The sequence below is a fragment of the Rhizobium sp. BK176 genome, from assembly GCF_024808055.1.
In genome coordinates, this window is the sequence record NZ_JANUBV010000006.1 from 275,538 (window position 1) to 299,425 (window position 23,888).

The following is a 23,888-nucleotide window of genomic DNA, read 5'->3' on the forward strand; positions in this document are numbered from 1 at the left end:
CGTTATTCGGCCGGCCTGAAAATCCACTTCACAACATACTGCCCGTTTCGCTTCAGTTTTGTCTTGGTCATGACCTCAACCGGTCCGCCGATTGCGGCCTCGGCTGCCTCAAAGGCTTGGCGGGCTTCTGACATTGCCTTGTGATAGACGCTGTTGTCGCGCTTCGGGCTGTCGGCAACCGCTTGCGCGATGGCCGTCAAGTCCCTTTCTCTGCCGGCCATAGCCTAGCCCCCTGATTTGAAAAACGACGGTCTAAGCTTATCGGCGTTCGCTGCGCAAGCGGAACGAAAAAATTGGCTTTTGGCTGCACGGCCGTGGCTCGCACACGGAATCGATGCGGCGTCGCTACCGCTACCGACTGCGCTTGAACGCCTCCCACCGCTCGTCCCGTTCGCGCTGGTAAGCAGAATTAAGCGCCGCGCTCAAATCTTCCCTGCTGATCGGCTTGCCGCAGCTTTCGCATACCGGGCCAAGCCCCGCCGGCTTGCCGCAGGTCAGGTGCGTATATTGGACCGCCCGACCTTCATCCGGCGACTTCATCCAGGTTTCACCCCAAGCGCGTAGCGCCAGGATCACCGGATAAAAAGCCTCGCCCTTTTCGGTCAGATGGTACTCGTAGCGCGGAGGCCGCTCGCTGTAGCGCCGGCGTTCCACAATGCCTTCCGCCTCCAGCGACTTCAAACGCGATGCAATCATCTGCGGCGTCCCCCCGGTCTGCGCCTGGATCTCCTCGAACCGATAACTGCGCATGAAGAGCTCGCGCAGGATCAGTACCGTCCATCGGTCCCCGACCACCGCCTCTGAGCGGGCCACCGGGCATAGCGTATCCAAAACCGATTCCTTGTCCATTTCGCTACTTTCTTTTTCATAGGTACTTGCAACTATGATTTTCATAGCCAACATAAGAAACCGTGGAAGCAAGTGCAATAGGTCCAGACGGACCTACGCCGAGAGGAATGACAATGACCCAAGCCACTCATGGCGGCGAGGCAAACCTCTATACCGCCAAGACCCACACAGTCGGCGGTCGGGAAAGGGGAACTGCTCGCAGTTCCGACGGCAATCTCGACATCAAGCTCGCAATTCCCGGCTCCGAACGAACCGGCAGCAACCCTGAACAGCTTTTGGCAGCGGGATGGTCGGCGGCATGCTTAGAGGGTGCCATTGCCCGCGTCGCACGCAGCAAAAAGATCTCCCTCCCCTCCGGTCCGGAGATCGATGCCGAAATTGACCTCAACCTTGCCGATGATGGCCTCTTTCTGCGGGCGCGCTTGAACGTCCGGCTGGACGGTGTCGATGCGAAGGCAGCGGAGGCAATCGTCGAGCAGGCCCATCTCACCTGCCCCTTCTCGAAAGCGTTGCGAGGCAACGTGGATGTCGAAATCAAACTTACCCCGTAATGAAAGGAACCAGCCATGAGCGATCATGAAATCGTCGATTCAAGCTTTACCGCCATCATCAACGCACCGATCGAGAAGATAGATATTCCGAAATGGTGCTTCACGCTGCCGGAGGATGAATATCAGCGATGCTCGCCGGCTCACATCGCCGCGGGCTTCACCACCGCACCGGACGGCAAGCGCATGTCCATCAACGTCGAGACGATCGGCGGCAGCCTGATGGTTCAGCACTACGTCGAGACGTTGGGTGAAAAGGATCACCTGATCCTTGAGTCGGTTTCGGATATAGTCACACCGACGGGCCGCACGACGATCCATGTGCTTTGGGAACTCAGCGTCAGGCGCATCGACGATCAGACCTGCGAATTCACGAACCACGTTCGTTCCAAGGCAACAGAAGAGTTCAAGGCCTTTCTCGACAGGCAGGGCATCCCCTTCGACGTGTTCCGCGCACAACGGCAGCCGATGTCGATTGCGCACAACAAGGGAGAAACACCCCTTTTCGCTGCGAGCATTGAGCGCGCCGCGCTTCGCAATTAGGCATCTCGGAACGTCAAACTCTGGAGACAGACATGTCACAGCCGAACGACAGCAAGCAGACGACAGCGCTCCTCTTCGTCGATCGTGCTGCTGAACCACAGGGCGCCCCGCCGTCTCCATGATGAGAGCGGTACCCTGACCTTCGAGGTCATGGTGTCGAACGACGACGAGGCGAAGTTGCATATCTATGAAGTCTACGCTGATGCCGCCGCATTCGAGGCGCATCTGAACAGCTCCTCCATCAGGCAGTTTCGCGAAGAAACCGCGGGGATGGTAGCCGGCATCGTTGTGGCGAAGTCCACGCTGGCGCAATAGGGCCAACTGGAAGAAACGGCGGCGCCGCCTTTCGCCGCCGCTCCAGCCATACGGGCGACCGCTGGAAACGTCTGAAAATTTCCATGTTGACATTATGTTGCATATACATCATATAATTGTCCATGGGAACGAGGACGGAAAGCAAAATGGGCGTGACGAATATCGTCGGCGAGATCACGCAGAACTGTCTGATGACGCGTACGCGTCGTATATCGCGCTTCGCAACCAATCTCTATGACCATGAACTGCGGCACTACGGGGTCAACGCCCCACAGTTCTCGTTGCTTGTGCTGATCGCTAAGCTCGGTAGTGCAAGCCGCGCCGAAATCGGGCGCGCCAACTACCAAGATCGCTCAACGCTGACACGCAATCTCGCCCTCCTCCTGAATGAAGGCTGGATCGAAGAGAAGGTTTCCGAAAAGGGCGGACGGAGGCGTCCGATCATCCTCTCACAAGCCGGCAAGGATCTGCTGACTTCGGCAGCTCCGGCCTGGCGACTAGCGCAGACGAAGGCGCGGGCCTTGCTTGGCGCGGAAGGCGTTGCTGCCGTGCTCGATGTGGCCGACAGCCTGCCACTCGGCCAAGTCGAGTAAAGGAATCACAAATGTTGCATATACAATATCAATAACTTCAATGTTGCATATGCAATTAAGTTGCCGAATACGCTCAACTGAAAGGACCGTTATCATGAGCACCATCGTCAAAGCCGCCGCCGTGCAGATCAGTCCCGTGCTCTACAGCCGGGCAGGCACCGTCGACAAGGTTGTCAGGAAGATCCGAGAACTGGGCAAGCAGGGCGTTCAGTTCGCGACCTTCCCGGAAACCCTCGTTCCCTACTACCCCTACTTCTCCTTCCTGCAACCCGCATTCCAGATGGGCAAGGAGCACCAGCGCCTGCTCGAAGAGTCGGTGACAGTGCCTTCCGCCGAAACGCGTGCCATCGGCGAGGCGGCCCGCGAGGCAAAGATGGTCGTCTCGATCGGCGTCAACGAGCGTGACGGCGGATCGATCTACAATACGCAGCTCCTCTTCGATGCCGACGGTACGCTGATCCAGCGCCGCCGCAAGCTCACGCCAACCTATTACGAGCGCATGATCTGGGGCCAGGGTGACGCCTCGGGACTGCAGGCGGTCGACAGTTGCGTCGGGCGCATTGGCCAGCTTGCCTGCTGGGAGCATTTCCTGCCGCTGGCCCGCTACGCCCTCATCGCCGACGGCGAGCAGATCCACTCGGCGATGTATCCGGGATCGATGTACGGCCAGCTTTTTGCTGACAAGATAGAAGTCAGCATTCGCCAGCATGCGTTGGAATCCGCCTGTTTCGTGGTCAATGCCACGGCCTGGCTCGACGCCGATCAGCAGGCTCAGATCCTGAAGGACACGGGGTCCGCCGGAGGACCGATTTCCGGCGGTTGCTTCACGACCATCGTCAATCCCGAGGGGCAGATCATCGGCGAGCCGCTGACCGCAGGCGAAGGCGAAGTGGTCGCCGATCTCGATTTTGCTCTGATCGACGCGCGCAAGAGGCTCATGGACGCCGCCGGCCACTACAGCCGTCCGGAGTTCCTCAGCCTGCGGATCGACCGCAGGCCGGCCCTCCATGTCCATGATCTGAGCGCACAGCCGAAGGCCGAAGCCTTCCACGCAAGATCTGTTGAGGAAAAGGCCGTCGAGGTTCTCTGAACGCGCGCTGAATTTGAACGAACGGAAAGAAGGCAAGGACCATGACTACTCAATCGTCTCAGGATAGCCCGATCCTCGTAACCGGTGCGGCCGGCGACGTCGGCGCCGTTGGCCGCAACCTTACAGAGATGCTGCTCGCGAAGGGCCACAGGGTGCGCGCCCTGGTCCGCCGGGAGGATGAACGTGCCGAAGCCCTGAGGCGCCTCGGAGCCGAGGTGGTCCAGGGTGACCTGACCGACCTCGCCTCGATGCATCGGGCGATCCAAGGCACAAAGCGTATCTATTTCGGCATGTCGATCTCGGCTGCCTATCTGGAAGCGACGATCAATACCGCGGCCGTTGCGCGCCATCATGGTGTCGAGGCGTTCGTGAACATGTCGCAGATGACCGTTTCGCAAATGAGCATCACCGAGACAACCGACAGCCCGCAACACCGGCTGCACTGGCTTGCCGAGCAAGCCCTGGCCTGGTCCGGTCTGCCGGTGGTTACCGTCCGCCCCACGGCCTTTCTGGAAGGCTTCTTTCTGCGGCTCGCCGCCGACAGCGTCCGGGAACGAGACGAACTCGCATTGCCGCTCGGCAGCAGCAAGACGTCGCCCGTCGCCGCCGCGGATGTTGCAAGGGCTGTCGCCGTGGTCCTCGACGATCCGGCACCGCACATCGGAAAGATCTATAACTTGACCGGCTACGAGTCGGCCGATCTTGACCACCATGCGCGTAGCTTTTCCGAAGCCCTCGGACGGCCTATCCGCTACCGTGACATTCCGCTGCCCGCATGGATTGATGCGTTGAAGAATGCCGGCGTACCGCCGCATCTTGCCAGCCACCTTGCCGTGATGGCGGACCTCCACAAGCAGGGCAGCTACGACCGCATGACCGATGATCTCTTCCAGCTCATCGGCAAGGCACCTGTCAGTATGCAGGAATTCGTAAAACACAATGCCACCGCGTTCACGCGCGGCGGTGCCGCGGGCTGAGGCTATATTTACAGGAGCTGGGATGCGATGGCGGCCTTGTCGATGACAGACCAGACCGCCTCGATCTCCCCATCCCGAAATTCATAAAACACGTTCTCGGTGAATGAGATTCTCTTGCCATTCACCGGTAGCCCAAACAGCAGCCCTATCGGCGTGCAGTCAAACCGCAGGCGGCTTCCGACGCGCGGCGGCTCGGAAACCAGAAAATCGATATCGAAGAAGAGGTCCGGAATCGTTTGAAAGTCACCCTCGAGCATCTGGCGATATCCAGACAATCCGATCGGCTCTCCGTTGTAGCGAACATCCGGATGAACGAACTGTCCGAGCGCCGACCAATTCTGGCTGTTCAGGCAGACGATGTATTCCCGATAGATGGCCGCAAGGTCGGCTTTGGACACGACTCTCCTCCGGTTCTTATGGTACCGGGGCCAATTAGGATGACGCGGAGATTTGGCAACCAGACATGGGCACGATCCGGATGCCCTGAATGCGGCTCATCCGGTGCGCTATTCGACGAGGCCGAACATCGGGCCGAACCCGCCATGCCAAGACTTGTCGTCACGTCCCAAGGCGGGACTGTAGAGCCCGACACCCCGGCCACCATCGAGAAACAGCGCATTCGGGCAGGCCAGATGATCGCGGAACAGGCGCGCGAAATCGTGGAAGTTCACCCTGTCTTCGCTGACCGCGAAGTGCACCACGCCATCGCCACAGATACCGACGCCGCCGCGGCGGGTCTTGTCGGTCGATCCGACGATGAAGATCGGGTTCAGCTTGTTGTCGATCACGAGCATCGGGCCGGATTGCGTGGCGAGCCGGACATCGGGGCGGCGCTTCAGGAATTCCTGGGTCGGAAGTATTCCCGCGGACGTCTCATCGATGAAGAATATGCCATTCGGCTTCTTGTAGAAGTTCGGCACCGGGCCGTCGGCGGGCCCATTGCTTTGCGCGGTGCTGGCTGGCCGCAATTCCCTGCCGTCTTCGACATAGAGCCCGATCGGCGAAAAATCGGGCAGATACATGCCGGCATTGATCGCAAACACTAAGCTCTGCCCGCTCTTTTGAACGGCCTCGTCAACCCCGGAGAAGTCGCGATAGGGTTCTCCAGCCGCGTTCTTCCAGAACAAACGGAGGTCGCTTCCTTTCTCGACGGTGCACACGACATAGGCCTCGCCTTCGAATGTATCCTGCAGGCAAGGCCCTGCGACGGCCGCACCCGCAAACGCGGCAGCGCCCAGCATCGCGGCGCCGGCAAGCATACCCTGTCTGAAGTCCATCGCAGCTTTTCCCTTGAGATCGCCGAGCGGCCCGATACCAGCGATCGCACTTCCACCAAACATGGAAACGGCATCGCCTCAATCAACAAAAAAGGCCGGGGAACCTTCGCTCCCCGGCCCTCTCCTCCACAATCAACCGCCGATCACACGTAACGGTTGACGATGTTTTCGAGCAGCTCCTGCTTGCCGGACTTCGGCTGCGGGTTGATGTCCTTGGCTTCGACCCACTCGGCGATCTGCTCGAGCGAGTATTCGCCGCGGGCGAGCTTCTGGCCTTCGACCGAATCCCAGCCGGCATAGCGGGCGTCGAGCGGACCGGACAGAGCCTTGTCCTCGATCATCTTGGCAGCGGCCTTGAGACCGCGAGCGCAGGCATCCATGCCGCCGATGTGACCGATCAGCAGATCTTCCGCATCGAGCGACTGGCGGCGCAGCTTGGCGTCGAAGTTGGTGCCGCCTGTCGTGAAGCCGCCGCCCTGCAGGACCTGGTAGTAGGCAAGCGCCATTTCAGGAACGTTGTTCGGGAACTGGTCGGTATCCCAGCCGGACTGGTAATCGTTGCGGTTCATGTCGATCGAGCCGAAGATGCCGAGCGCGTTGGCGAGCGCCAGTTCGTGCTCGAAAGAGTGGCCGGCGAGGATCGCGTGGCCCTGCTCGATGTTGACCTTCACTTCGTTTTCGAGGCCGTGGTTCTTGAGGAAGCCATAGACCGTCGCGACGTCGTAGTCGTACTGGTGCTTGGTCGGCTCTTGCGGCTTCGGCTCGATGAGGATCGTGCCCTTGAAGCCGATTTTGTGCTTGTACTCGACGACGAGGTTGAGGAAGCGACCGAGATGGTCGAGTTCCTTCTTGAGGTCGGTGTTGAGCAGGGTTTCGTAGCCTTCGCGGCCGCCCCAGAGAACGTAGTTGGCGCCGCCGAGCTTCATCGTGGCGTCCATGCAGGTCTTAACCGTCGCAGCCGAGTAGGCGAAAACATCCGGATCCGGGTTGGTGGCGGCGCCCGACATGAAGCGGCGGTTGGAGAAGAGGTTCGCCGTGCCCCAGAGCAGCTTGGTTCCGGTCGCAGCCTGCTTTTCGGCGAAATAGTCGACGATCTCGTTCAGGTTCTTCGTGTTTTCGGCGAAGTTCTTGCCTTCCGGGCGCACGTCGGCGTCGTGGAAGCAGTAGAACGGTGCGTCGAGGATCTGGAAGAGTTCGAACGCGACGTCGGCCTTGAGCTTCGCGGCTTTCATCGAGTCTTCGAACCAGGGACGCAGGAAGGTGCGTCCGCCGAACGGGTCGCCGCCCTCCCAAGCAAACGTGTGCCAGTAGGCAACGGCAAAGCGCAGATGGTCTTCCAGGCGCTTGCCGAGAACGACCTCGTCCTTGTTGTAGTGGCGGAAGGCGAGCGGATTGGTGCTCTCAGGGCCTTCGTACTTGATCTTCTGGATGTCGCCGAAGAATCCGGTGCTCATCTCGTGTCTCCTCAGGTTTCGAATTGTTGTTCTGGGTTCAGTGCTGCAGCGATTTGATCGCCGGGTAGAGAGCGCGGTAGCGCTTGTAGGCATCTTCGTAGGCGCCAGAGAGCGCCGCGACGGGCTCGATCGTGCCAGCCGTCTTCGGTGGCGTGCAGACGGCAACCGGATCGGCACCTGTTGCCGCAATCAGGCCGAGACGCGCCGCGCCGAACGCAGCGCCGAAGTCGCCATCGGCGGGCAGGTCGACGGGAACGCCGAGCGCGGTTGCGATCGAGGCCAGCCAGTAGCGCGAGCGCGAGCCGCCGCCGATTGCCGTGACGCGGGAAATATCCGTGCCCGCCGAGCGCAGCGCTTCGAGATTGTCGCGGATGGCGAAGGACACGCCTTCGAGAACCGCCTGGGTCAGCACGACGCGGCTGCTCTCATGCTCGAGGCCGATGAACGCACCGCGGATGACGGCATCGTTATGCGGCGTGCGCTCGCCGGAGAGATAGGGAAGGAAGGTAACGCCTGACGGAGCCTTTAGCGTTTCGCCGAGCTCGGTGGTCAGATCCGCAGCCGACTTTCCAGTCACGCTGGAATGCCAGTTCAGTGCGTCCGTCGCCGAGAGGATAACACCCATCTGATGCCAGGTGTTGGGCAGCGCGTGGCAGAAGGCGTGTACGGCGCTTTCCGGCTTCGGCAGGTAGGCGGCATTGGCCGCAAAGAGAACGCCCGAGGTGCCGAGCGACACGAAGGCCGCGCCATCGCTGACGGTGCCCATGCCGCAAGCCGAAGCCGCGTTGTCGCCGGCGCCGCCGGCAACGACGACGCTTCCCGACATGCCCCACTGCCCGGCCAACTCACCGCGCAGCTTGCCGCCCTGCTCCGTGCCTTCGATCAGGCGAGGCATCTGCTTTTCATCGAGACCCGTCGCCGCGAGAAGCTCAGAGGACCATGCGCGCTTGCCCGTATCCAGCCAGGAGGTACCAGCGGAGTCCGACATCTCGGAGATGTGCTCGCCTGTTAGCCAGAGGCGCAGGTAATCCTTCGGCAGCAGCACCTTGGCGACCTTGGCAAAGATCGCAGGCTCATGCTTGGCAACCCAGGCAAGCTTCGGCGCGGTAAAGCCGGGGAAAACGATGTTGCCGGTCAGCTTGCGGAAGCGCGGATCGGAATCCAGGGCAGCCGCTTCGACATAGGAGCGCGTATCGTTCCAGAGAATGCAGGGGCGCAGCACCTTGTCGTCGGCATCAAGCAGGGTCGCGCCATGCATCTGGCCGGAGAGGCCAATACCCTTCACGGCGGCGAGCTCCTTCGGGTGCTTTGCCTTCAGCCCGGCAACCGCCTCTTCCGTTGCACGGATCCAGTGCGAAGGCTCCTGCTCCGACCAGCCGGAATGCGGGCGCGAAACGTCGAGCGAACCATTGGCCGAACCGATGATCTTCTGATCGCCGTCGATCAGCATGGCTTTGACGCCGGAGGTTCCGAGATCGAGACCCAGATACATGTGTTTCTCCCTTTGCCGTTACGGCAGATTGTCTTTTAGAAAAATGTCGAGGCGGATGCGTTCCTGCGCCTCGATGACGGCAAGCCCGTCCGCCTTCGCCTTGAGGACGCGGATGGCGCTGCGCACTTCATGGCCCGCATTCTGGTTGAGAATTGCGTCAATGGTGCCGTCGAGCAGCGCAGCGCGGGTATGGGCGGTCAGTTCATGGGCGATGACCGTCAGCGACCGATCGACCGCCTTTTCCTTCAACGCCCTGATCAGGCCACGATTACCAGCGCCGAGGCTGTAGACCCCGATGATGCCGCTTTTCTTCGACAGCGCGTCCGCAACCAGCATATACGCCATCTCGGGATCGTCGCGGCCTTCGATGACAGGCAGGATGGAGAGCGATGGAAACTCCGCCGCGATAACGGCGGCAAAGCCTTCGAGGCGTTCGCGATGGTCGCGCACCAGCATCGAACCGGCGAGCACGGCGATCTCGCCCTTTGCGCTACTGAGGAAACGGCCCAGCAGCCGCGCGGCTGTACGGCCGGCAGCGATGTTGTCGACACCGGCATAGTGATGGCGCTGCGAGCCGGTAAGATCGGAGACAAGGGTCACGACGGGAATGCCGTCATTCACCAGTCGGTCGACGGCGTCGCGCACATCAGGCGCATCCGTGGCGACAAGGGCGATCCCCGAAGGCCGCTCCTCGCAAAGCTCATCCAGGACCGTGACGAGCGCGGTCGGATCAAAGGCCGGCACCTCGATCGTGCGAATATCCGTCCGCTCGGCGGGCGAGCGGGCGACGGCGGCGCGTACCTCGTCGTTCAGACCGTGCATGAAGGAGTTGTCGCTGGCCGGGAGGATGAAGACGAGTGGGTAGGTCCGGCCCTTGGCAAGGTTGGCGGCAGCAACGTCCCTGACATAGCCGATCTCGCGAATCGCGTTCTCGACCTTCTCGCGGGTCACGTGGCGTACGCCCGGCCGCTGGTTCAAAACCCGGTCGACGGTCGCCAGGCTGACGCCTGCCGCAGCAGCGATATCGTGAACTGTTGGCCTCATCTTTCCTCCTGACGAGACCTTTAACTCCAAATTTGATGTACGTAAATCAAAAACTGCAAACGTTTCCGTTCACGTCAAATCTTTGTGCAAAAGCAAAGGCCGGCCCGTTGTCCGGACCGGCCTCGCAAGCTGGTTTGATATGCCTTCTTAGTGACCTCCGCCACCACCGCTTCCGCCTTGTGGCGCAGGCTTGTCCAGCATCAAGACACCGAAGATCATCGCAAGGAATAACACGGTCAGCATCAGGAAGACGTCACTGAAAGACAGAACGATTGCCTGTTTCGTAACAAGTCCAACCATCTGCTTGATGGCAACAGCAGCGCCGTCCATGCCGTAGGTGTTGAAGTTCGCCGCCATGTTGTTCATCTGGTCAATCGCCGCCGGATTGCCCCAATCGATATTTTCGCGCAGTCGCTCGTAGTGCACGTCCTGTCGGTTCGTCAGCACCGTGTTGATCACAGCCAGCCCCACCGCGCCGCCAAGGTTGCGAGTCAGATTGAAGAGGCCGGACGCGCCGCGCATACGGGCGGGCGGCATCGTACCGAGCGCGATGTTGTTGATCGGCACCATGCACATCATCAGCCCGAAGCCGCGGAAGATCTGCGGAATAAAGAGTTCGTAGAAGTCCCAATCCTGGGTCAGGTGCGTCATGATGTAGGTGCCGCATGCGAAGCTGACGAAACCGATGACCATCATCAGCCTGAGATCCATCTTCGTCGACAGCTTTCCAGCGATCGGCGCCGTGAAGAACATCGCGAGGCCAGACACGAACATGGTCTCGCCGATCATCAGCGAGTCGTAGCCGCGAATGCGCCCGAGATAGACCGGGTAGATGTAAGTCAGTCCGTAAAGGCCGATGCCCATGACGAAGGAGAACACCGAACCGAAAGCGAAGTTCCGGTTGGTGAAGGCTCTCAGGTCGACCACCGGAAATTCGACGGTGAAGGCCCGATAGAAGAAGACAACGGCAGCAATCGCAGAGGCGATCGCGCCCATGAAAATATAACTGTCGTTGAACCAGTCGTTGGAGTTGCCTTCCTCGAGCACGTATTCCAGCGCACCGAGGAAGACACCCATCGACAGCAGCCCCCACCAGTCAAACTTCTTGATCAGCGCGAATTCCGGCCTGTCGAAATCGATGAAATTCCAGGTAACGATCGTGACGATGATGCCCGGCACGATGTTGACCAGGAACAGCCAGTGCCAGGAGAACGCGTGGCTGAGATAACCGCCGACGGTCGGGCCGATCGTCGGCGCAAGCGTTGCGATCAGACCGATGATCGGCGACACGATGCTGCGCTTGGACGGCGGGAAGATGGTGAAGGCGGCCGCGAAGACCGACGGGATCATGCCGCCGCCGATGAAGCCCTGGATGGCGCGGTACACGATCATCTGGTCGATGTTCGTCGCCGTTGCGCAGAGCGCGCTCGCCATGGTGAACCCTGCAGCCGAGGCCGCGAACAGGTATCGCGTCGAAACGATGCGCGCGAGGGTGCCTGATAGCGGAATCATGATGACTTCGGCGATCAGGTAAGATGTCTGTACCCAGCCGATCTCGTCCGAACCGGCGCTGAGGCCCGCCTGGATTTCGGCAAGCGATGCCGAGACGATCTGAATGTCGAGGATCGACATGAACATGCCAAGCACCATCGCGAAGAAGGCGATGAGCTTGCGTGGGTCCATGTGCTCCGCGGCCGCCGGAGCGGCCGGGATGGTTCCAACTGTTGCGCTGCCGGCCATGGGCCTACCTCGTCAGGATCTTACTTGCCGGCATCCGGCGCGGTGCGCGTATCGACATCGACGACGACACTAAGGCCGGCCCGCAGGCGGCCGCTGTCGAGAGCATCTTGCGGCAGGGCGATGCGCACCGGGACGCGCTGGATAATCTTGGTGAAGTTACCGGTGGCGTTTTCCGGCGGCAGCAGCGAGAAGACCGAGCCGGAGGCCGGCGAGATCGACTCGACCGTGCCAACGATCGGATGATCGCCATAAGCATCGACATGGACGTTGACCTTCGAGCCGGGAACCAGATGCTGGATCTGCGTTTCCTTGAAGTTTGCGTCGATATAGAGCTGACGGACCGGGACAAGCGCCATCAGCCGCTGACCAGGCGATACCAGATCGCCTTCCTGCACCGACCGGTTGCCGACGACGCCCTCATAGGGCGCCTTCAGGATCGTGAAGGAGAGGTCACGGGCCGCCTTATCGCGCGAAAGCTCCAGCTGGCGGATCGTACCCTCGGCTTCGCGGCGCTGCGCCTGCAGGAGTGTGACGTTGGCGTGCGCGGATGCAATCGCCGCATCACCACCAACGAGGTTTGCCTTGGCCTGATCAAGCGCGATGTTAGCCGCATCGAGGTTGGCGGTCGTGCCAACGGACTTGGATTGCAACTCGGCAGCGCGGGTCTGGGTGATCTGCGCGCCGCGAACGGTGGCTTCGAGGGCCGTCTTCTGAGCCTCGGCCTGATCAAGACTTGCCTGCCCGCCGGCGATCTGTGCATCGATGCGCTGCAGCGAGAGCTTTTCCGTCTCGAGGGAAGCGACGGCCTGATCGAGAGCAAGCTTGTAATCGCCGTCATCAAGCGTCGCGAGCACATCGCCTGCCTTGACCTTCTGGTTGGCAACGACGTTCACCTTGGCGACATAGCCGGTGACCTTCGGCGAGATGGTTGCGATGTCGCCTTCGATATAGGCATCGTCGGTCGACACCATGAAACGGCCCGTCGTCCACCAGTCGTATCCGTACCAGGCGGCACCGGCGAGAAGGACAAGGCCGATGATCGGCAGCGCGAGACTGCGCTTTTTCTTCTTTTCGGCGGGAACAGCCTGCGTATCGCCAGGACTCTGCGGCGTGCGCGGTGCTTCCGCAGCAGGGATTGCTACTTCCCGAGCCTTGCCTTCGGCTTCATCGGTTTCGCTGACGATGCGGGCAACATTGGCTTTTGGACTGGACGACATGAGCGACTACCGGGCAAATTGAGTGAATTTAATCGAACTGAACGGTTCGGTTCAGTTGACATAGAACCTTTTTCCATTCATATCAAGATATATCGAACCGATTGGTTCGGTTTTATTAATGAAAAATTCGCTGATGCGAACATGGTTAAGGAGCGATGACAGAGCTTTCCGATACGCGCGTGGACGATACCCCCTCGATAGGTGGCCGTTGGGCCGCTGGCGAAGATCCCGCCAAGCGCAAACAGATTCTCGACGGCGCCCGCCGCGTTTTCATGAAGCTTGGCTTCGATGCCGCGAGCATGAACGATGTGACGCGCGAAGCCGGAGTTTCAAAGGGAACGCTCTATGTCTACTTCGCCAACAAGGAAGAGCTGTTCACGGCGATAATCGAAAGTGAACGGGCCGCCTTCATCGCATCGATGCGCACGACGCTTGAAGAGCATGACGATGTCGAGGAAGGCCTTCACGACTTTGGTGTAAGCTTCATCGCGCACATGACCGATGAAAAGGTCATCAGCGCCATGCGCACGGTGCTCGGAGTTCGTGAGCGCATGCCGGCTCTCTGTCAACGTTTCTTCAAAGGGCCGGAGAACCTCCGGACTATCCTGCACGATTATCTCGAGCGCTACGTTCAGACCGGGCAATTGCAGATCGAAGACATCGACTTGGCTGCGGGGCAATTCCTGGATCTCTCCAGTGGCAGCTTCTTCAAGTTTCGGCTCTTCGGCAGCATGGAACAACCGCCGTCGGGACCCGAGATAGAGCGTGTCATCTGTGGCGCCATCCGCGTTTTCATGGCCGCCTATGGCGCCAAGCGGAGCGATCCCGCCTGAGCTTTTGATTTCCTTCCCCATCCGCGCCAGAATCCCGCAACTGGGATCAAACGCGGTCTGCTGCCCTTCGCTATGAAGGAAATGCAGCCAAGGGAGAAAGAATGAGCGCCGTCGCACGAGCGATCTGGTTTATCGAAAGTCATTTCGGCAACGACATTACTCTGGAAGAGATTTCGGACGTTGCCGGGCTTTCGCGCTACCATCTTTCGCGCGTCTTCGGACTCGTCACCGGTCGTTCGATCAGCAGCTATATCCGCGCCCGCCGCCTGAGCGGTGCGGCACGGATGCTGGTCAACCAGCCGGCCAACATTCTCGAGGTTGCCCTCGACGCGGGTTATGGCTCGCACGAGGCGTTCACCCGTGCCTTTCGCGACCAATTCGGCGTCACGCCGGACGCCGTGCGCAAGCAAGGGCACATACACAACCTCGCACTTCTGGAACCTATCCGCATGGACCCCGCTCGCCTTCCCGAACTCGAACCGCCGCGCTTCGAAACCTTGCCGCCGATGCTCTTTGCCGGCTTGCAGGAGACCTACCCCTATGGCGGCAATGCCGCGATCCCCTCGCTGTGGCAGACATTCAATGTGCATTTCGGCAGCATTCCCGGCCAGATTGGCAATGTCGCCTATGGCGTCTGCACACATATTGAAGGAGAGGCGGAAAAATTCCGCTACATGGCAGCCGTGGAAGTCAACGACGGCAGCGACCTGCCCGACGGCTTTGTCACCTTGAAAATCCCTGGCCAGCGCTATGCGGTCTTTGCCCATCGCGGCCATGTCTCGGGCATTCCGGCGACGATGCACCGGATCTTCGGGGAGTGGGTGCCGAACTCCGGTATGGAATTTAGCAGTCTGCCCGACATGTTCGAGCGCTACGACGAGCGTTTCGATCCCTATACCGGCATGGGTCTGACGGAAATCTGGATCCCCATCAAGGAATAAAAGTCACTCGGCTTTCGTATATCCCCTTGCGCGCTTGCCAAGGCAGGACGCGTCCGTACATTGCGAGCGTCAGATTCTGTGGCGCAAGGGGATAAACGCTGATGCAAGATATCATGATGCTCGTTCAGGACCCGGCCGCATGGGTGGCTCTCGTTACCCTCGTGGTGATGGAAGTGGTCCTCGGGATCGATAACCTCATCTTCATCTCGATTCTCACCAACAAGCTTCCGCCCGAACATCGCGAAAAAGCGCGCAAGGTCGGCATCGGCCTTGCCCTCATCATGCGTCTTGCTCTCCTCGGCACCATTGCCTGGATCGTCAAGCTGACGACGCCGATCTTCGAACTGTTTGGCCACGGCTTCTCCTGGAAGGACATCATCCTCATCGCTGGTGGTCTTTTCCTGCTATGGAAGGCGACGAAGGAAATCCATCACAACGTCGATCCGGCCGATCACAACGAAGATTTCATTGGCACTGCCGCGACGGCCGGCTTTACAGCCGCAATCGGCCAGATCCTGCTACTCGACCTCGTCTTCTCGGTCGACAGCATCATCACCGCCGTCGGCATGACGCCGCACCTGCCGATTATGGTCGTCGCCGTGATTGCCGCCGTGACCGTCATGCTGGTTGCCGCAACGCCGCTCGCGAACTTCATCGAGAGAAACCCGACCATCGTGATGCTGGCCCTCGCCTTCCTGATGATGATCGGCACGACCCTGATCGCCGAAGGCATGGGCTTCCATGTTCCGAAGGGTTACGTCTATGCCGCGATGGCCTTCTCCGCCTTGGTGGAAGTGCTCAACATCTTCGCCCGCAATGCTCGCCAGCGGAAAAAGCAAGGCAGTCACTAAAATGCTGAGGGCGCGGTTCTGGGGCCGCGCCCTACAGCATGTCCCCCAAACTCCAGTGGTTGCTCCAACGCGCGTCGATCTCGTCATCGACGTTCTGGTAGCGTATATCTGTCGACAGTCTGATCCGGTTCGAAGCACTCTGGTTGGTGGTCGAGGCATGGATCATGTACGGGCTGTGCAACACCACGTCTCCGGCCTCGTAGTCAGCGATCAGCCAGCGCGTGTCGAAGCGCTCCGCCATCTCGGGAAGGTCCTTTGAAACCCAGCCGCCCTCGGTCATGTTGCGATTGAAGGCGCTGATCCTCTCCTCGGCGGAGAGATCCTGGCTCTTCCTGGCGAACGCCTCCTCCATGCGCGCGCCGATGGCATGCGACCCCTCGAGGTAGACGAGGCCGCCCATATCGACCGGTGTATCGCCGATCGGAATCCAGGCCGTCACCAGCCGGCTCGTACCGCCGCGCAGATAGACGAGATCGTAGTGAGCAGGCGTGGCGGTCGTCGTGCCGGGCTGGGTGAAACGCATAATCTTCCGCTTATGCAAATAGGAAATCCCCGAGAGGAACTCGTCCATAAACTGCCCAAGCCGCCTCTGGGCACAAAAGCCCTCGAAAGCAACCGAACGCACGAGCGACATGAGGATGCGATCCACTTGGCTTTTGTCCGGCACCGCATTGGCGGACAGCCCCATCATCGGATCGGAGCCGGGCGCGATCAGCCCGCCACGCGCCAGATGCGCGAAAACCCAGCCGCGAAAGGCGTTGACGGCAGCGGGATCGAGAAACCGCTTCAACCAGACATAACCGTGTTCATGATACAGCCTGCGGATCGCCTCCACGCCGATCGACGGATCCGTCGGCTCCAGCGCCCCCAGCCGGTTCGGAACGGTCGAAAGGATCTTTCCGTTGGCGACTAGGTCGATTGCCGGCGCTTGAGTTGACCCGCGATCTAAGGCGAGACTTGACATTCCGATCACTCCCAAAGTGAGATAGAAACGCTGGAAATCTGAAGGTAACAAAAGAGGTTCGCCATGGACGAAAGGCGTTACTGGACTTTTCGCTCATGATGGACGGTCCGATTGCTCTCTACCGTTCCCCCTCTTCCGACCGGACGGCAATCGCGGTCGCGGGATTCGGACGCCAGCGTATCGGAACGCGTATCATCAACCGCCGCCTGCTCATGCATGCGGTCGTGTTGGTGGAAGCCGGACGCGGCACGCTGCAGACGGTGAAGGCCGGCATACAAGAGATCAATGGCCCGTCGCTCTTCTGGCTGCCCGCCGGCACATTGCATTCCTATGGTCCCGCCCAGAATGAAAGCTGGGAGGAGCGATGGGCGCTCTTCGAGGGGACATTGATGGCGGACCTGATCGGCCAGCGCCTAATTTCGATAACAGCGCCGCTCGTGCGCCTGCACAATGTTCGAGAGATGCAGCATCTCTTCGGCGCGCTGCACTCGGACTTCGCCGCAGGCGATCCGCTCGGCCTCGCATCGGCAGCGGCAACGCTTCACCGCATTGCCATCCAGGGCGCGCGCCAGGCAAACACGCGCAGGGACGATGGCGGGGAACTAAAGCTGGAATTGGTGATCGAAACCCTGCAACGTCGTGCATTCGAGCCGATCGATATGCATTCCCTAGCACAGGAATTCGGCGTGTCTCCGGCAACACTGCGACGTCGGTTCCACACCGCTCTCGGCCTGTCGCCGAAAGCGTTCCAGCTGCGCCTCCGCATCGACCGGGCGAAGCAGTTATTGGCAACATCCGATCTTTCGATCGAGGCGGTCTCGCACGCCATCGGCATTGACGACGCGTTCTATTTTTCGCGGCTGTTTCAGGATCGCGAACATTGTTCACCGAGCGAGTTTCGTCGCCAGCACCGCCGATTATAAAACGCGGGCCGGCTGACGCCGGCCCTCGCTCGCGATTTGACGAATGGCGGTCAGTGCGCGCCGGCGCCGCCGGCCTGCGTCTTCCGCGTGAAGAGCAAGGCGAACGCGGCGATCGCAAGCACTGCGCCGATGACGGCGAACGTGTCGCTGAAGCCGAGGATCAGCGCCTGGCGCTTGACGATCTGACCCAAGGCGACGATGGCCTTTTGGGTGGCGAGTGCCGGGTCCGAAACACCGTGCGCCAGAAAATAGTTCGTCGTCTGGGTGAGCCGGTCGCGAACCTCGTCACGGGCAAGCGTCACCGACTGACCGATGATGTTCGAATGGAACTGCTCGCGCTTCGTCAGGATCGTACCCAGCGAGGCAGTGCCGACGGCGCCGCCGAGGTTGCGCAGCATATTCGTCAGGCCCGAGGCAGCCGCAGCGTCCGCTGCAGCGATGCCGCCCGTGGTGATGGCGGTGACCGGCGTGATGACGAGTGCCTGACCCATGGCGCGCACGATGTTCGGGATCCAGAACTGGTCGCCTGCATTGTCGGGCGACAGCCAGATGTTCATGAAGCAACTGATGGAAAAGACGCTCACGCCGACGACGGCGAGCACACGGACGTCCACGCGCTTCATCATCCAGGGGATCAGAGGGATCAACATCAACTGCGGCAAACCGGTCCATGCGAGAACGTTGCCGATCTGCTCGGCGTTGTAACGCTGCACTTGGCCGAGATATTGCGGGACAATGTAGACGGAACCGAACAGGGCCACGCCGACCAGCACGTTGACGAAAACACCGATGCCGAAATTGCGCTGCTTCAGCAGGCGCAACTTCACCAGCGGCTTTTCGACCTTGAGCTCGATCCAGATGAAGGCTGCAAGGAAGACAAAGGCAACAATGCTCAGCTTGATGATGAAGGGCGAGGAGAACCAGTCGTCCTTGTTCCCTTCCTCGAGCACCGTCTGCAAGGCGGAAAGGCCGATTGCCATGGTGGCGATGCCCGCCCAGTCGCCTTCCTTCAGCAAATGCAACTGCATCGGTTGCTTCTGCAGCGTCAGAGCAAGGGCCACCGCCATGATGGCGCTCGGAAGGGTATTGATGAAGAAGATCGTCTGCCAGCCGTAGTTCTCTGTAAGGTATCCGCCGATCGTCGGCCCGATGGCAGGCGCGAAGGTCACGGACAGCGCAAAGAGCGCCAGGCCGAGCGGCTGCTGGCTCTTGGGCAGCTTGGTCAGAACCATGGTGAAAGCCATAGGGATCAGGACGCCGCCGGCGAACCCCTGGAGGCCGCGAAACAGGATCATCGTGCCAAGGTCGTGTGCGAACGCACAGGCCATTGAAAACAGCGGAAAGAGGATGGAATTGACGAGAATGTAGCGGCGAAACGAGAAGACGCTGCTGAAATAGGCCGTCAGCGGTATGACGACGATCTCGCCGATCAGATAGGAGGTGGAGATCCAGGCGCCGTTGTCGACGCCCGTTCCGATACCGCCCTCGATGTTGAGCAGCGAAGCATTGGTGATCTGAATGTTGAGAATTGCCATGAACGCGCCGATCATGCCGGCGCAAACGGCTATCCAATCCTTGGTGCTGGCTCGGGGCTGGGAGACTGCAATTGAAGTAGACATGACAAGATCCTCATCCCGCGCCTGTTACGCTCCATGAGCTGTATCGGCGGCCTTGGTGTCGATGCTTGGCTGCACCGACATGCCAGGGCGAAGATCGCCATTGGCAGTGTCTTTGCCATCGAGCACGATCTTGACTGGGATACGCTGCACGACCTTGGTGAAGTTGCCCGTAGCGTTGTCAGGTGGCAGCAGAGCGAATTCCTGGCCACTTGCCGGCGCGATACTGTCGACATGACCGCGATATGTTCGGCCCGGGAACGTATCGACTTCGATTTCGACCGGCTGGCCGGCATGCACGTCGGTCAGCTGTGTTTCCTTATAGTTCGCAATAATGTAGGCCGCGCTGACGGGAACGACCGACATCAGCTGTGTGCCTGCCTGAACGTATTGGCCGACGCGCAGGGTGCGGTTCCCGACGGTGCCATCGACCGGCGCGACGATCGTCGCGTAAGAGAGGTTGAGTTCGGCCCGATGCTCGATCGCCTGGCTTCGGGCCAGAGTGGCCTTTGCCTGCGCAAGCTCGGCGTTCAGAAGATCGACCTGCTTGACCGCGGCGTCGAGGGCGGCCGTATCGCGCACGATCGTCGCCTGAGTGGCGGCGATCTGCGACGCGGCCTGCTGGGCGGTCTGGACCGGGGCATAGCCGCTTGTGGCGAGGCTCGAATAGCGCTTGTTGTTCTGCTCGGCGAAAGTCTCGTTCGCCTTGTCAACCTCGACGGTGGCGCGGGCGGCGGCGATCGTCGATTGCTGGATCTCGAGGGCGGCCCGCTTCGCGCTCAATGTGGCCGTCGCGGCGGCAACGTCCGCCTTTGCCTGATCGAGCGCTGTGCGGAAATCGCGGTCGTCGATGCGTGCAAGCGGCTGACCAACCCTGACCGGTTCGTTGTCCCGCACAAGCACCTCGGCGAGATAGCCGGAGACCTTGGGGGCAATCGCGCTGGTGTCCGCCTTCACATAGGCGTCGTCTGTCGACACATGGAAACGGCCGACCGTCCAGTAATCGTGTCCGTAGTAAGCACCGGCGGCGACGATTGCGAGCGCAGCCGCACCGAGCAGCAACGACCGGCCCGGTCGGCGCTTGCGGGCTTGCTTGCCCTCAGAGGCGGCAACCGGCGCCGCCACTGGCAGCGGCTTGCCGGCTTCGAGGGTTTCCGGCGCTATCTCTGCCACCGTTTCGGTGGCTGGGGCGTTGTTGTTCAGAGCATGCAGCTTCTGGATGGTCATTGTTTTCTCCGGATCAGGGTCGCCGTGAGAGGAAGCTGCGGCCGTGATGCATAAAAGGAAAATTGACGTTTTCCAAAATATTCACTATAAAGTCGATGTCAACACGAATTTGGAAAATAGTGATGGTCCAAAATCACGAAATCGAGAGAAAGCCGCGTGGCAGACCGCAAATGCGCTGCGACGAGGACACCCGGAGCGTCATCATCGAGGCTGCAAGCCGGCAGTTTCATGAAAATGGATTCGCAACCGCCAGCATCGCGGCGATTGCCCAGGAAGCGGGCGTATCGACGAAGACGCTCTACCGCCTCTTTCCAACGAAGGCCGATCTTTTCTCGGACCTTATTTCCGATCGCATTGGCCGTTTTCTGCTGGCGCTCGACCCGACTACGCTTGCGGCAGCTGATCTACGCCAAGGGTTGGAGCGGATGCTGATGGCCTACGGCATGCTGACGCTCTCGGAAGATACGATCACCATGATACGGCTTGTGATCGGCGAGTCCGATCGCTTCCCGGAGATCGCGAATTCGTTCTACGAACGAGCCGTAGTCCGAACCAATACGCTGATGGAGGGATGGCTGCGCAGGCAGATCGAGCGCGGTGCGATCGCCCTCGAGGATCCGCATGCCGCATGCGGCATGTTGCGCGGGATGATGACCATGGAGCCGCAGCGCGCGACAATGCTGCGCCAGCGGCCCGCGCCTGGGATCGAAGAGATCGCCAACCGGGCAAAGATGTGCGCTGATCTGTTTCTGAACGGGGCGGCCGTCGTCCATGCATGACGGCCGCGCTTGCTGTTCGCTACAGCGTCAGGCCGACGCTGCCAGTTCCTTGTCGATCGCCAAGACCAGTCGCTGATCTTCCGCCGTGATATCAGGCGCAAACCGCGCCACGACCTTGCCATTGCGACCAATTAGAAACTTTTCAAAGTTCCAGAGGATATCGCTCTTGTCGCCGGTCTCGATCCCGTGAGTACGCAAGCGCTCCCGCATCGGGCCGTCCCCGACCGCGGTGCCGGCGGAAGTTGTCAGCAATTGATAGAGCGGGTGCTTGTCATCGCCCTTGACCGAGATCTTTGAGAAGATCGGAAACTTAACGTCATATGTGAGGGTGCAGAACTCAACGATCTCGGCATCCGTGCCCGGTTCCTGCCCCTTGAAATTGTTCGCTGGAAAGGCGGCGATCACGAAGCCGCGCTCGCGCTTGTCCTCATAGAGCTTCTCAAGTCCTTCGTACTGGACCGTCAGGCCACATTTGGAAGCGACATTGACGACCAGGATCACCTTGCCGCGGTGATCGTTCAGGGTCGTCTCGCGACCGTCAGCCAGCTTCACCGGTATGTTCAAAAGATCCGTCATTGCTATCTCCAGCATGAATTCCGCGGCGGAAGCTATACCCACCGGTGCATTTGTCCAGCCGTCCGATAGCGTCCACTGGCAAAATCAAACAAAACAGCTAGTTTGCCCCAAGAGCAGAGGAGGGCGCGACGAAAGATGGGGCTGGAATTGCTGGTGGCGGCCGCTGTTTTCGCTTTGCTCATGACAGCCTCGATCGGAACGATGCTGACCTACTCGAAGTTGCCGGTTCATCACCGCCAGGACGAGACCAATACGGTCGTCCGGCTCGTCGCCAACATCTTCGTCGTGATGACATCGCTCGTCTTTGGCCTGATGATCAACTCGTCAAAGAATACCTTCGGCGAGATCGACAAGAACGTTCACGCCTTCGCGACGCAGATCATTCTTCTCGACAGGACCTTGCGCACCTACGGCCTCGAAGCCACCGAAACCCGCAAGCGGCTGCAGAATTACGTCGAGAAAGCCCTCACCAATCCTGCACGTACGGCGCCGGATCCATTGGTCAAGAGTGACCGGACGACCGAATTTGCCCTCAATGCCGTCGGCGACGGTCTTTCGCTGATCAGGCCGTCCGACCCCGGACACGTTGCGCTGTGGAACGACGCCCGCCAGCAGTACCAGAGGATCGTGGAGCAGCGATGGGTCATCGTCGAACAGTCGGAAGGCGTCATTCCGAGGCCCCTCATTAGCATGCTGACAGCATGGCTGACGTTGATCTTTGCGAGCTTTGGCTATCGAGCGCCGAGAAACATCATCGTCGTGCTGATGTTCTCGATCTCGGCGCTGCTGATATCGCTGTCGATCTTCGTCGTGCTCGATATGGATATCCCATTCTCAGGCTGGATTCAGATCTCCGACACGCCTCTGCGCAGGGCGCTGGCCGAGCTGCAACAATAGCGGCTCCGAATCCCGTGCCGCCGCCACGAGACGGCACGACTCGCCTTCGGCGTCAGCGAACGGCAACCGTTGGCCAGTCAATGAAATCGGCCTTGGCCCCGGCAAGCGTATCGCGGCTGCGGGAGACCACGTCATGCGGGAAACCGAGCGGTATGGCGCTCGCTTCGTCGAGGCGCCGGACCTGTTCATCGGTTAGCTTTACATCAAGCGCTGCGAGGTTGTCCGACAGCTGCGCCGCCGTACGCGGTCCGATGATTGGCAGCGTGCCTTTGTGCAACACCCAGGCGATGGCAACCTGGCCGGCGGAGACGCCGGTCTCCTCGGCAATGGCAAGCACCGCGTCGACTGCTGCGGTCTTGCGGGCATCGCTTTCGGCATGAATAACGACGCCAAGTCCCTGCTTCCGGCCGGTTTCGCCCTTGCGGTACTTGCCGGTCAGCAGCCCGCCGCCGAGCGGCGACCAGCCGACAGTACCCAGACCAAAGGCGGCCGCCATCGGCAGAAGCTCGCGCTCGGACGTACGCTCGACAAGGCTGTATTCCAGTTGCAAGGCCGACAACGGCGCCCAACCGCGCAGCTCCGCAAGCGTCGCACCCGTCGCCACGCGCCAGGCCGGAAAGTCGGAGAGGCCAGCGTAGAGGATCTTGCCCGAGCGGACGAGATCGTCGAAGCCGCGCATGATTTCGTCGATCGGCGTCACCGCATCAGGCATATGGGCCCAGAGGAGATCGATGCGATCGGTGCCGAGCCGCTTCAGGCTCGCTTCGACTGATTGCACCATCGCCTTGCGGCTGTTCCCGGTAGCCTGCAGGCCGGCGCCATGACGATCCCCGAGCGAGAACTTCGTCGCGACGACGATGTCATCCCGGTCGCTGGCGATGAATTCGCCTAGCATCGTCTCAGACTGGCCGAATTGATACTGATCTGCCGTATCGACAAAGTTGCCACCCGCATTGCGGTAGCCATCAAACACGACTTTAGCCTCCTCACGGCTCGAGCCGTAGCCCCAGCCGGTTCCGAAGTTGCCCGTGCCGAGTGCCAGGCTGGAGACGCGAAGGCCGGTCCGGCCGAAGATCCTGTATCGCATTGTCATCGTCCTCTTTCGTTGGTCATCACTTTTTAAATTACGGTCGTCATTCATT

The 23,888-nt window shown here is 60.3% G+C and carries 26 protein-coding genes; 12 read left to right on the forward strand and 14 right to left on the reverse strand.

Features of this window, described 5'->3' with window-relative positions; genetic code table 11:
- Positions 1-2 precede the first annotated feature (2 nt).
- Positions 3-221: a hypothetical protein gene (locus FHT76_RS20395; RefSeq protein WP_183755883.1), complete on the reverse strand. Its 219-nt coding sequence runs from the start codon at positions 219-221 to the stop codon at positions 3-5.
- A 130-nt stretch (positions 222-351) separates the two neighbouring features.
- Positions 352-849: a helix-turn-helix domain-containing protein gene (locus FHT76_RS20400; RefSeq protein ID WP_183862394.1), complete on the reverse strand. Its 498-nt coding sequence runs from the start codon at positions 847-849 to the stop codon at positions 352-354.
- 107 nt (positions 850-956) lie between these two features.
- Between FHT76_RS20400 and FHT76_RS20405 the strand changes: the two genes are divergently transcribed.
- From FHT76_RS20405 to FHT76_RS20430, 6 genes are all read left to right on the forward strand, one after another.
- Positions 957-1,400 carry an Ohr family peroxiredoxin gene (locus tag FHT76_RS20405; RefSeq protein ID WP_405049279.1) on the forward strand — a complete coding sequence of 148 codons (444 nt, stop codon included), beginning with the start codon at positions 957-959 and terminating at the stop codon, positions 1,398-1,400.
- Positions 1,401-1,415: 15 nt separating this feature from the next.
- Positions 1,416-1,940: a hypothetical protein gene (locus FHT76_RS20410; RefSeq protein WP_183862398.1), complete on the forward strand. Its 525-nt coding sequence runs from the start codon at positions 1,416-1,418 to the stop codon at positions 1,938-1,940.
- A gap of 150 nt (positions 1,941-2,090) precedes the next feature.
- The gene (locus FHT76_RS20415) at positions 2,091-2,255 is read left to right on the forward strand and encodes a putative quinol monooxygenase (protein ID WP_246712608.1); all 165 of its coding nucleotides are present in this window, start codon (positions 2,091-2,093) and stop codon (positions 2,253-2,255) included.
- 146 nt (positions 2,256-2,401) lie between these two features.
- Positions 2,402-2,848, forward strand: a complete 447-nt coding sequence (locus FHT76_RS20420) for a MarR family winged helix-turn-helix transcriptional regulator (RefSeq protein ID WP_183862400.1) — start codon at positions 2,402-2,404, stop codon at positions 2,846-2,848.
- A 94-nt stretch (positions 2,849-2,942) separates the two neighbouring features.
- Complete coding sequence (locus tag FHT76_RS20425; RefSeq protein ID WP_183862402.1) at positions 2,943-3,938, forward strand: nitrilase-related carbon-nitrogen hydrolase; 996 nt, start codon at positions 2,943-2,945, stop codon at positions 3,936-3,938.
- A gap of 41 nt (positions 3,939-3,979) precedes the next feature.
- Complete coding sequence (locus FHT76_RS20430; protein WP_259185775.1) at positions 3,980-4,915, forward strand: NAD(P)H-binding protein; 936 nt, start codon at positions 3,980-3,982, stop codon at positions 4,913-4,915.
- A gap of 8 nt (positions 4,916-4,923) precedes the next feature.
- Here FHT76_RS20430 and FHT76_RS20435 read toward each other — a convergent pair whose 3' ends face one another.
- The 7 genes from FHT76_RS20435 to FHT76_RS20465 form a co-directional block, all read right to left on the reverse strand.
- Complete coding sequence (locus FHT76_RS20435; protein WP_183862406.1) at positions 4,924-5,313, reverse strand: ester cyclase; 390 nt, start codon at positions 5,311-5,313, stop codon at positions 4,924-4,926.
- Positions 5,314-5,421: 108 nt separating this feature from the next.
- Positions 5,422-6,192 carry a phosphodiester glycosidase family protein gene (locus FHT76_RS20440; RefSeq protein ID WP_183862541.1) on the reverse strand — a complete coding sequence of 257 codons (771 nt, stop codon included), beginning with the start codon at positions 6,190-6,192 and terminating at the stop codon, positions 5,422-5,424.
- A 143-nt stretch (positions 6,193-6,335) separates the two neighbouring features.
- The gene (gene xylA / locus FHT76_RS20445) at positions 6,336-7,646 is read right to left on the reverse strand and encodes a xylose isomerase (RefSeq protein ID WP_183862408.1); all 1,311 of its coding nucleotides are present in this window, start codon (positions 7,644-7,646) and stop codon (positions 6,336-6,338) included.
- 37 nt (positions 7,647-7,683) lie between these two features.
- Entirely contained in the window at positions 7,684-9,138 is a 1,455-nt protein-coding gene (xylB, locus tag FHT76_RS20450) for a xylulokinase (RefSeq protein WP_183862410.1), read from the reverse strand.
- Between the two features lie 18 nt (positions 9,139-9,156).
- Positions 9,157-10,182 (reverse strand): LacI family DNA-binding transcriptional regulator, encoded by a 1,026-nt coding sequence (locus FHT76_RS20455; RefSeq protein ID WP_183862411.1) that lies wholly within the window; start codon positions 10,180-10,182, stop codon positions 9,157-9,159.
- Positions 10,183-10,329: 147 nt separating this feature from the next.
- The gene (locus tag FHT76_RS20460) at positions 10,330-11,922 is read right to left on the reverse strand and encodes a DHA2 family efflux MFS transporter permease subunit (protein WP_183862413.1); all 1,593 of its coding nucleotides are present in this window, start codon (positions 11,920-11,922) and stop codon (positions 10,330-10,332) included.
- Positions 11,923-11,942: 20 nt separating this feature from the next.
- Positions 11,943-13,139 carry an HlyD family secretion protein gene (locus FHT76_RS20465; RefSeq protein WP_183755894.1) on the reverse strand — a complete coding sequence of 399 codons (1,197 nt, stop codon included), beginning with the start codon at positions 13,137-13,139 and terminating at the stop codon, positions 11,943-11,945.
- A 155-nt stretch (positions 13,140-13,294) separates the two neighbouring features.
- Here FHT76_RS20465 and FHT76_RS20470 point away from each other — a divergent pair, with 155 nt between their 5' ends.
- The 3 genes from FHT76_RS20470 (at position 13,295) to FHT76_RS20480 (ending at position 15,764) form a co-directional block, all read left to right on the forward strand.
- Entirely contained in the window at positions 13,295-13,972 is a 678-nt protein-coding gene (locus tag FHT76_RS20470) for a TetR/AcrR family transcriptional regulator (protein WP_183755895.1), read from the forward strand.
- Positions 13,973-14,073: 101 nt separating this feature from the next.
- On the forward strand, positions 14,074-14,913 hold the full coding sequence (locus FHT76_RS20475; protein ID WP_183862415.1) for an AraC family transcriptional regulator: 840 nt from the start codon (positions 14,074-14,076) through the stop codon (positions 14,911-14,913).
- A 101-nt stretch (positions 14,914-15,014) separates the two neighbouring features.
- Positions 15,015-15,764 carry a TerC family protein gene (locus FHT76_RS20480; RefSeq protein WP_183755897.1) on the forward strand — a complete coding sequence of 250 codons (750 nt, stop codon included), beginning with the start codon at positions 15,015-15,017 and terminating at the stop codon, positions 15,762-15,764.
- A 31-nt stretch (positions 15,765-15,795) separates the two neighbouring features.
- Here the strand turns inward: FHT76_RS20480 and FHT76_RS20485 are convergent, their stop codons facing one another.
- Positions 15,796-16,728 (reverse strand): phytanoyl-CoA dioxygenase family protein, encoded by a 933-nt coding sequence (locus FHT76_RS20485; protein WP_183862417.1) that lies wholly within the window; start codon positions 16,726-16,728, stop codon positions 15,796-15,798.
- 95 nt (positions 16,729-16,823) lie between these two features.
- On the opposite strand from FHT76_RS20485, the gene FHT76_RS20490 reads away from it, so the two are divergent.
- Positions 16,824-17,651 (forward strand): AraC family transcriptional regulator, encoded by an 828-nt coding sequence (locus tag FHT76_RS20490; protein WP_183862419.1) that lies wholly within the window; start codon positions 16,824-16,826, stop codon positions 17,649-17,651.
- A 50-nt stretch (positions 17,652-17,701) separates the two neighbouring features.
- Here the strand turns inward: FHT76_RS20490 and FHT76_RS20495 are convergent, their stop codons facing one another.
- Together FHT76_RS20495 and FHT76_RS20500 are read right to left on the reverse strand one after the other, a co-directional pair.
- Positions 17,702-19,270, reverse strand: coding sequence for a DHA2 family efflux MFS transporter permease subunit (locus tag FHT76_RS20495; protein ID WP_183862421.1), 1,569 nt, complete (start codon positions 19,268-19,270; stop codon positions 17,702-17,704).
- Between the two features lie 24 nt (positions 19,271-19,294).
- The gene (locus FHT76_RS20500; protein WP_183862423.1) at positions 19,295-20,494 is read right to left on the reverse strand and encodes an HlyD family secretion protein; all 1,200 of its coding nucleotides are present in this window, start codon (positions 20,492-20,494) and stop codon (positions 19,295-19,297) included.
- A 122-nt stretch (positions 20,495-20,616) separates the two neighbouring features.
- On the opposite strand from FHT76_RS20500, the gene FHT76_RS20505 reads away from it, so the two are divergent.
- Entirely contained in the window at positions 20,617-21,273 is a 657-nt protein-coding gene (locus FHT76_RS20505; protein ID WP_183862425.1) for a TetR/AcrR family transcriptional regulator, read from the forward strand.
- A gap of 27 nt (positions 21,274-21,300) precedes the next feature.
- On the opposite strand, the gene FHT76_RS20510 is transcribed toward FHT76_RS20505, so the two are convergent.
- Positions 21,301-21,849 carry a glutathione peroxidase gene (locus FHT76_RS20510; RefSeq protein WP_183755903.1) on the reverse strand — a complete coding sequence of 183 codons (549 nt, stop codon included), beginning with the start codon at positions 21,847-21,849 and terminating at the stop codon, positions 21,301-21,303.
- 135 nt (positions 21,850-21,984) lie between these two features.
- Between FHT76_RS20510 and FHT76_RS20515 the strand changes: the two genes are divergently transcribed.
- Positions 21,985-22,746 (forward strand): hypothetical protein, encoded by a 762-nt coding sequence (locus FHT76_RS20515; protein WP_183755904.1) that lies wholly within the window; start codon positions 21,985-21,987, stop codon positions 22,744-22,746.
- A 52-nt stretch (positions 22,747-22,798) separates the two neighbouring features.
- On the opposite strand, the gene FHT76_RS20520 is transcribed toward FHT76_RS20515, so the two are convergent.
- On the reverse strand, positions 22,799-23,833 hold the full coding sequence (locus FHT76_RS20520) for an aldo/keto reductase (RefSeq protein ID WP_183862429.1): 1,035 nt from the start codon (positions 23,831-23,833) through the stop codon (positions 22,799-22,801).
- Between the last annotated feature and the right edge of the window lie 55 nt (positions 23,834-23,888).

Excerpts from the sequence above, each read along its gene's own strand:
- FHT76_RS20395 (WP_183755883.1), bottom strand. The coding sequence starts at position 221 with ATGGCCGGCAGAGAAAGGGACTTGACGGCCATCGCGCAAGCGGTTGCC.
- FHT76_RS20400 (WP_183862394.1), bottom strand. The coding sequence starts at position 849 with ATGGACAAGGAATCGGTTTTGGATACGCTATGCCCGGTGGCCCGCTCA.
- FHT76_RS20405 (WP_405049279.1), top strand. The coding sequence starts at position 957 with ATGACAATGACCCAAGCCACTCATGGCGGCGAGGCAAACCTCTATACC.
- FHT76_RS20410 (WP_183862398.1), top strand. The coding sequence starts at position 1,416 with ATGAGCGATCATGAAATCGTCGATTCAAGCTTTACCGCCATCATCAAC.
- FHT76_RS20415 (WP_246712608.1), top strand. The coding sequence starts at position 2,091 with ATGGTGTCGAACGACGACGAGGCGAAGTTGCATATCTATGAAGTCTAC.
- FHT76_RS20420 (WP_183862400.1), top strand. The coding sequence starts at position 2,402 with ATGGGCGTGACGAATATCGTCGGCGAGATCACGCAGAACTGTCTGATG.
- FHT76_RS20425 (WP_183862402.1), top strand. The coding sequence starts at position 2,943 with ATGAGCACCATCGTCAAAGCCGCCGCCGTGCAGATCAGTCCCGTGCTC.
- FHT76_RS20430 (WP_259185775.1), top strand. The coding sequence starts at position 3,980 with ATGACTACTCAATCGTCTCAGGATAGCCCGATCCTCGTAACCGGTGCG.
- FHT76_RS20440 (WP_183862541.1), bottom strand. The coding sequence starts at position 6,192 with ATGGACTTCAGACAGGGTATGCTTGCCGGCGCCGCGATGCTGGGCGCT.
- xylA (WP_183862408.1), bottom strand. The coding sequence starts at position 7,646 with ATGAGCACCGGATTCTTCGGCGACATCCAGAAGATCAAGTACGAAGGC.
- xylB (WP_183862410.1), bottom strand. The coding sequence starts at position 9,138 with ATGTATCTGGGTCTCGATCTCGGAACCTCCGGCGTCAAAGCCATGCTG.
- FHT76_RS20455 (WP_183862411.1), bottom strand. The coding sequence starts at position 10,182 with ATGAGGCCAACAGTTCACGATATCGCTGCTGCGGCAGGCGTCAGCCTG.
- FHT76_RS20460 (WP_183862413.1), bottom strand. The coding sequence starts at position 11,922 with ATGGCCGGCAGCGCAACAGTTGGAACCATCCCGGCCGCTCCGGCGGCC.
- FHT76_RS20465 (WP_183755894.1), bottom strand. The coding sequence starts at position 13,139 with ATGTCGTCCAGTCCAAAAGCCAATGTTGCCCGCATCGTCAGCGAAACC.
- FHT76_RS20470 (WP_183755895.1), top strand. The coding sequence starts at position 13,295 with ATGACAGAGCTTTCCGATACGCGCGTGGACGATACCCCCTCGATAGGT.
- FHT76_RS20475 (WP_183862415.1), top strand. The coding sequence starts at position 14,074 with ATGAGCGCCGTCGCACGAGCGATCTGGTTTATCGAAAGTCATTTCGGC.
- FHT76_RS20480 (WP_183755897.1), top strand. The coding sequence starts at position 15,015 with ATGCAAGATATCATGATGCTCGTTCAGGACCCGGCCGCATGGGTGGCT.
- FHT76_RS20485 (WP_183862417.1), bottom strand. The coding sequence starts at position 16,728 with ATGTCAAGTCTCGCCTTAGATCGCGGGTCAACTCAAGCGCCGGCAATC.
- FHT76_RS20490 (WP_183862419.1), top strand. The coding sequence starts at position 16,824 with ATGATGGACGGTCCGATTGCTCTCTACCGTTCCCCCTCTTCCGACCGG.
- FHT76_RS20495 (WP_183862421.1), bottom strand. The coding sequence starts at position 19,270 with ATGTCTACTTCAATTGCAGTCTCCCAGCCCCGAGCCAGCACCAAGGAT.
- FHT76_RS20500 (WP_183862423.1), bottom strand. The coding sequence starts at position 20,494 with ATGACCATCCAGAAGCTGCATGCTCTGAACAACAACGCCCCAGCCACC.
- FHT76_RS20505 (WP_183862425.1), top strand. The coding sequence starts at position 20,617 with ATGGTCCAAAATCACGAAATCGAGAGAAAGCCGCGTGGCAGACCGCAA.
- FHT76_RS20510 (WP_183755903.1), bottom strand. The coding sequence starts at position 21,849 with ATGACGGATCTTTTGAACATACCGGTGAAGCTGGCTGACGGTCGCGAG.
- FHT76_RS20515 (WP_183755904.1), top strand. The coding sequence starts at position 21,985 with ATGGGGCTGGAATTGCTGGTGGCGGCCGCTGTTTTCGCTTTGCTCATG.
- FHT76_RS20520 (WP_183862429.1), bottom strand. The coding sequence starts at position 23,833 with ATGCGATACAGGATCTTCGGCCGGACCGGCCTTCGCGTCTCCAGCCTG.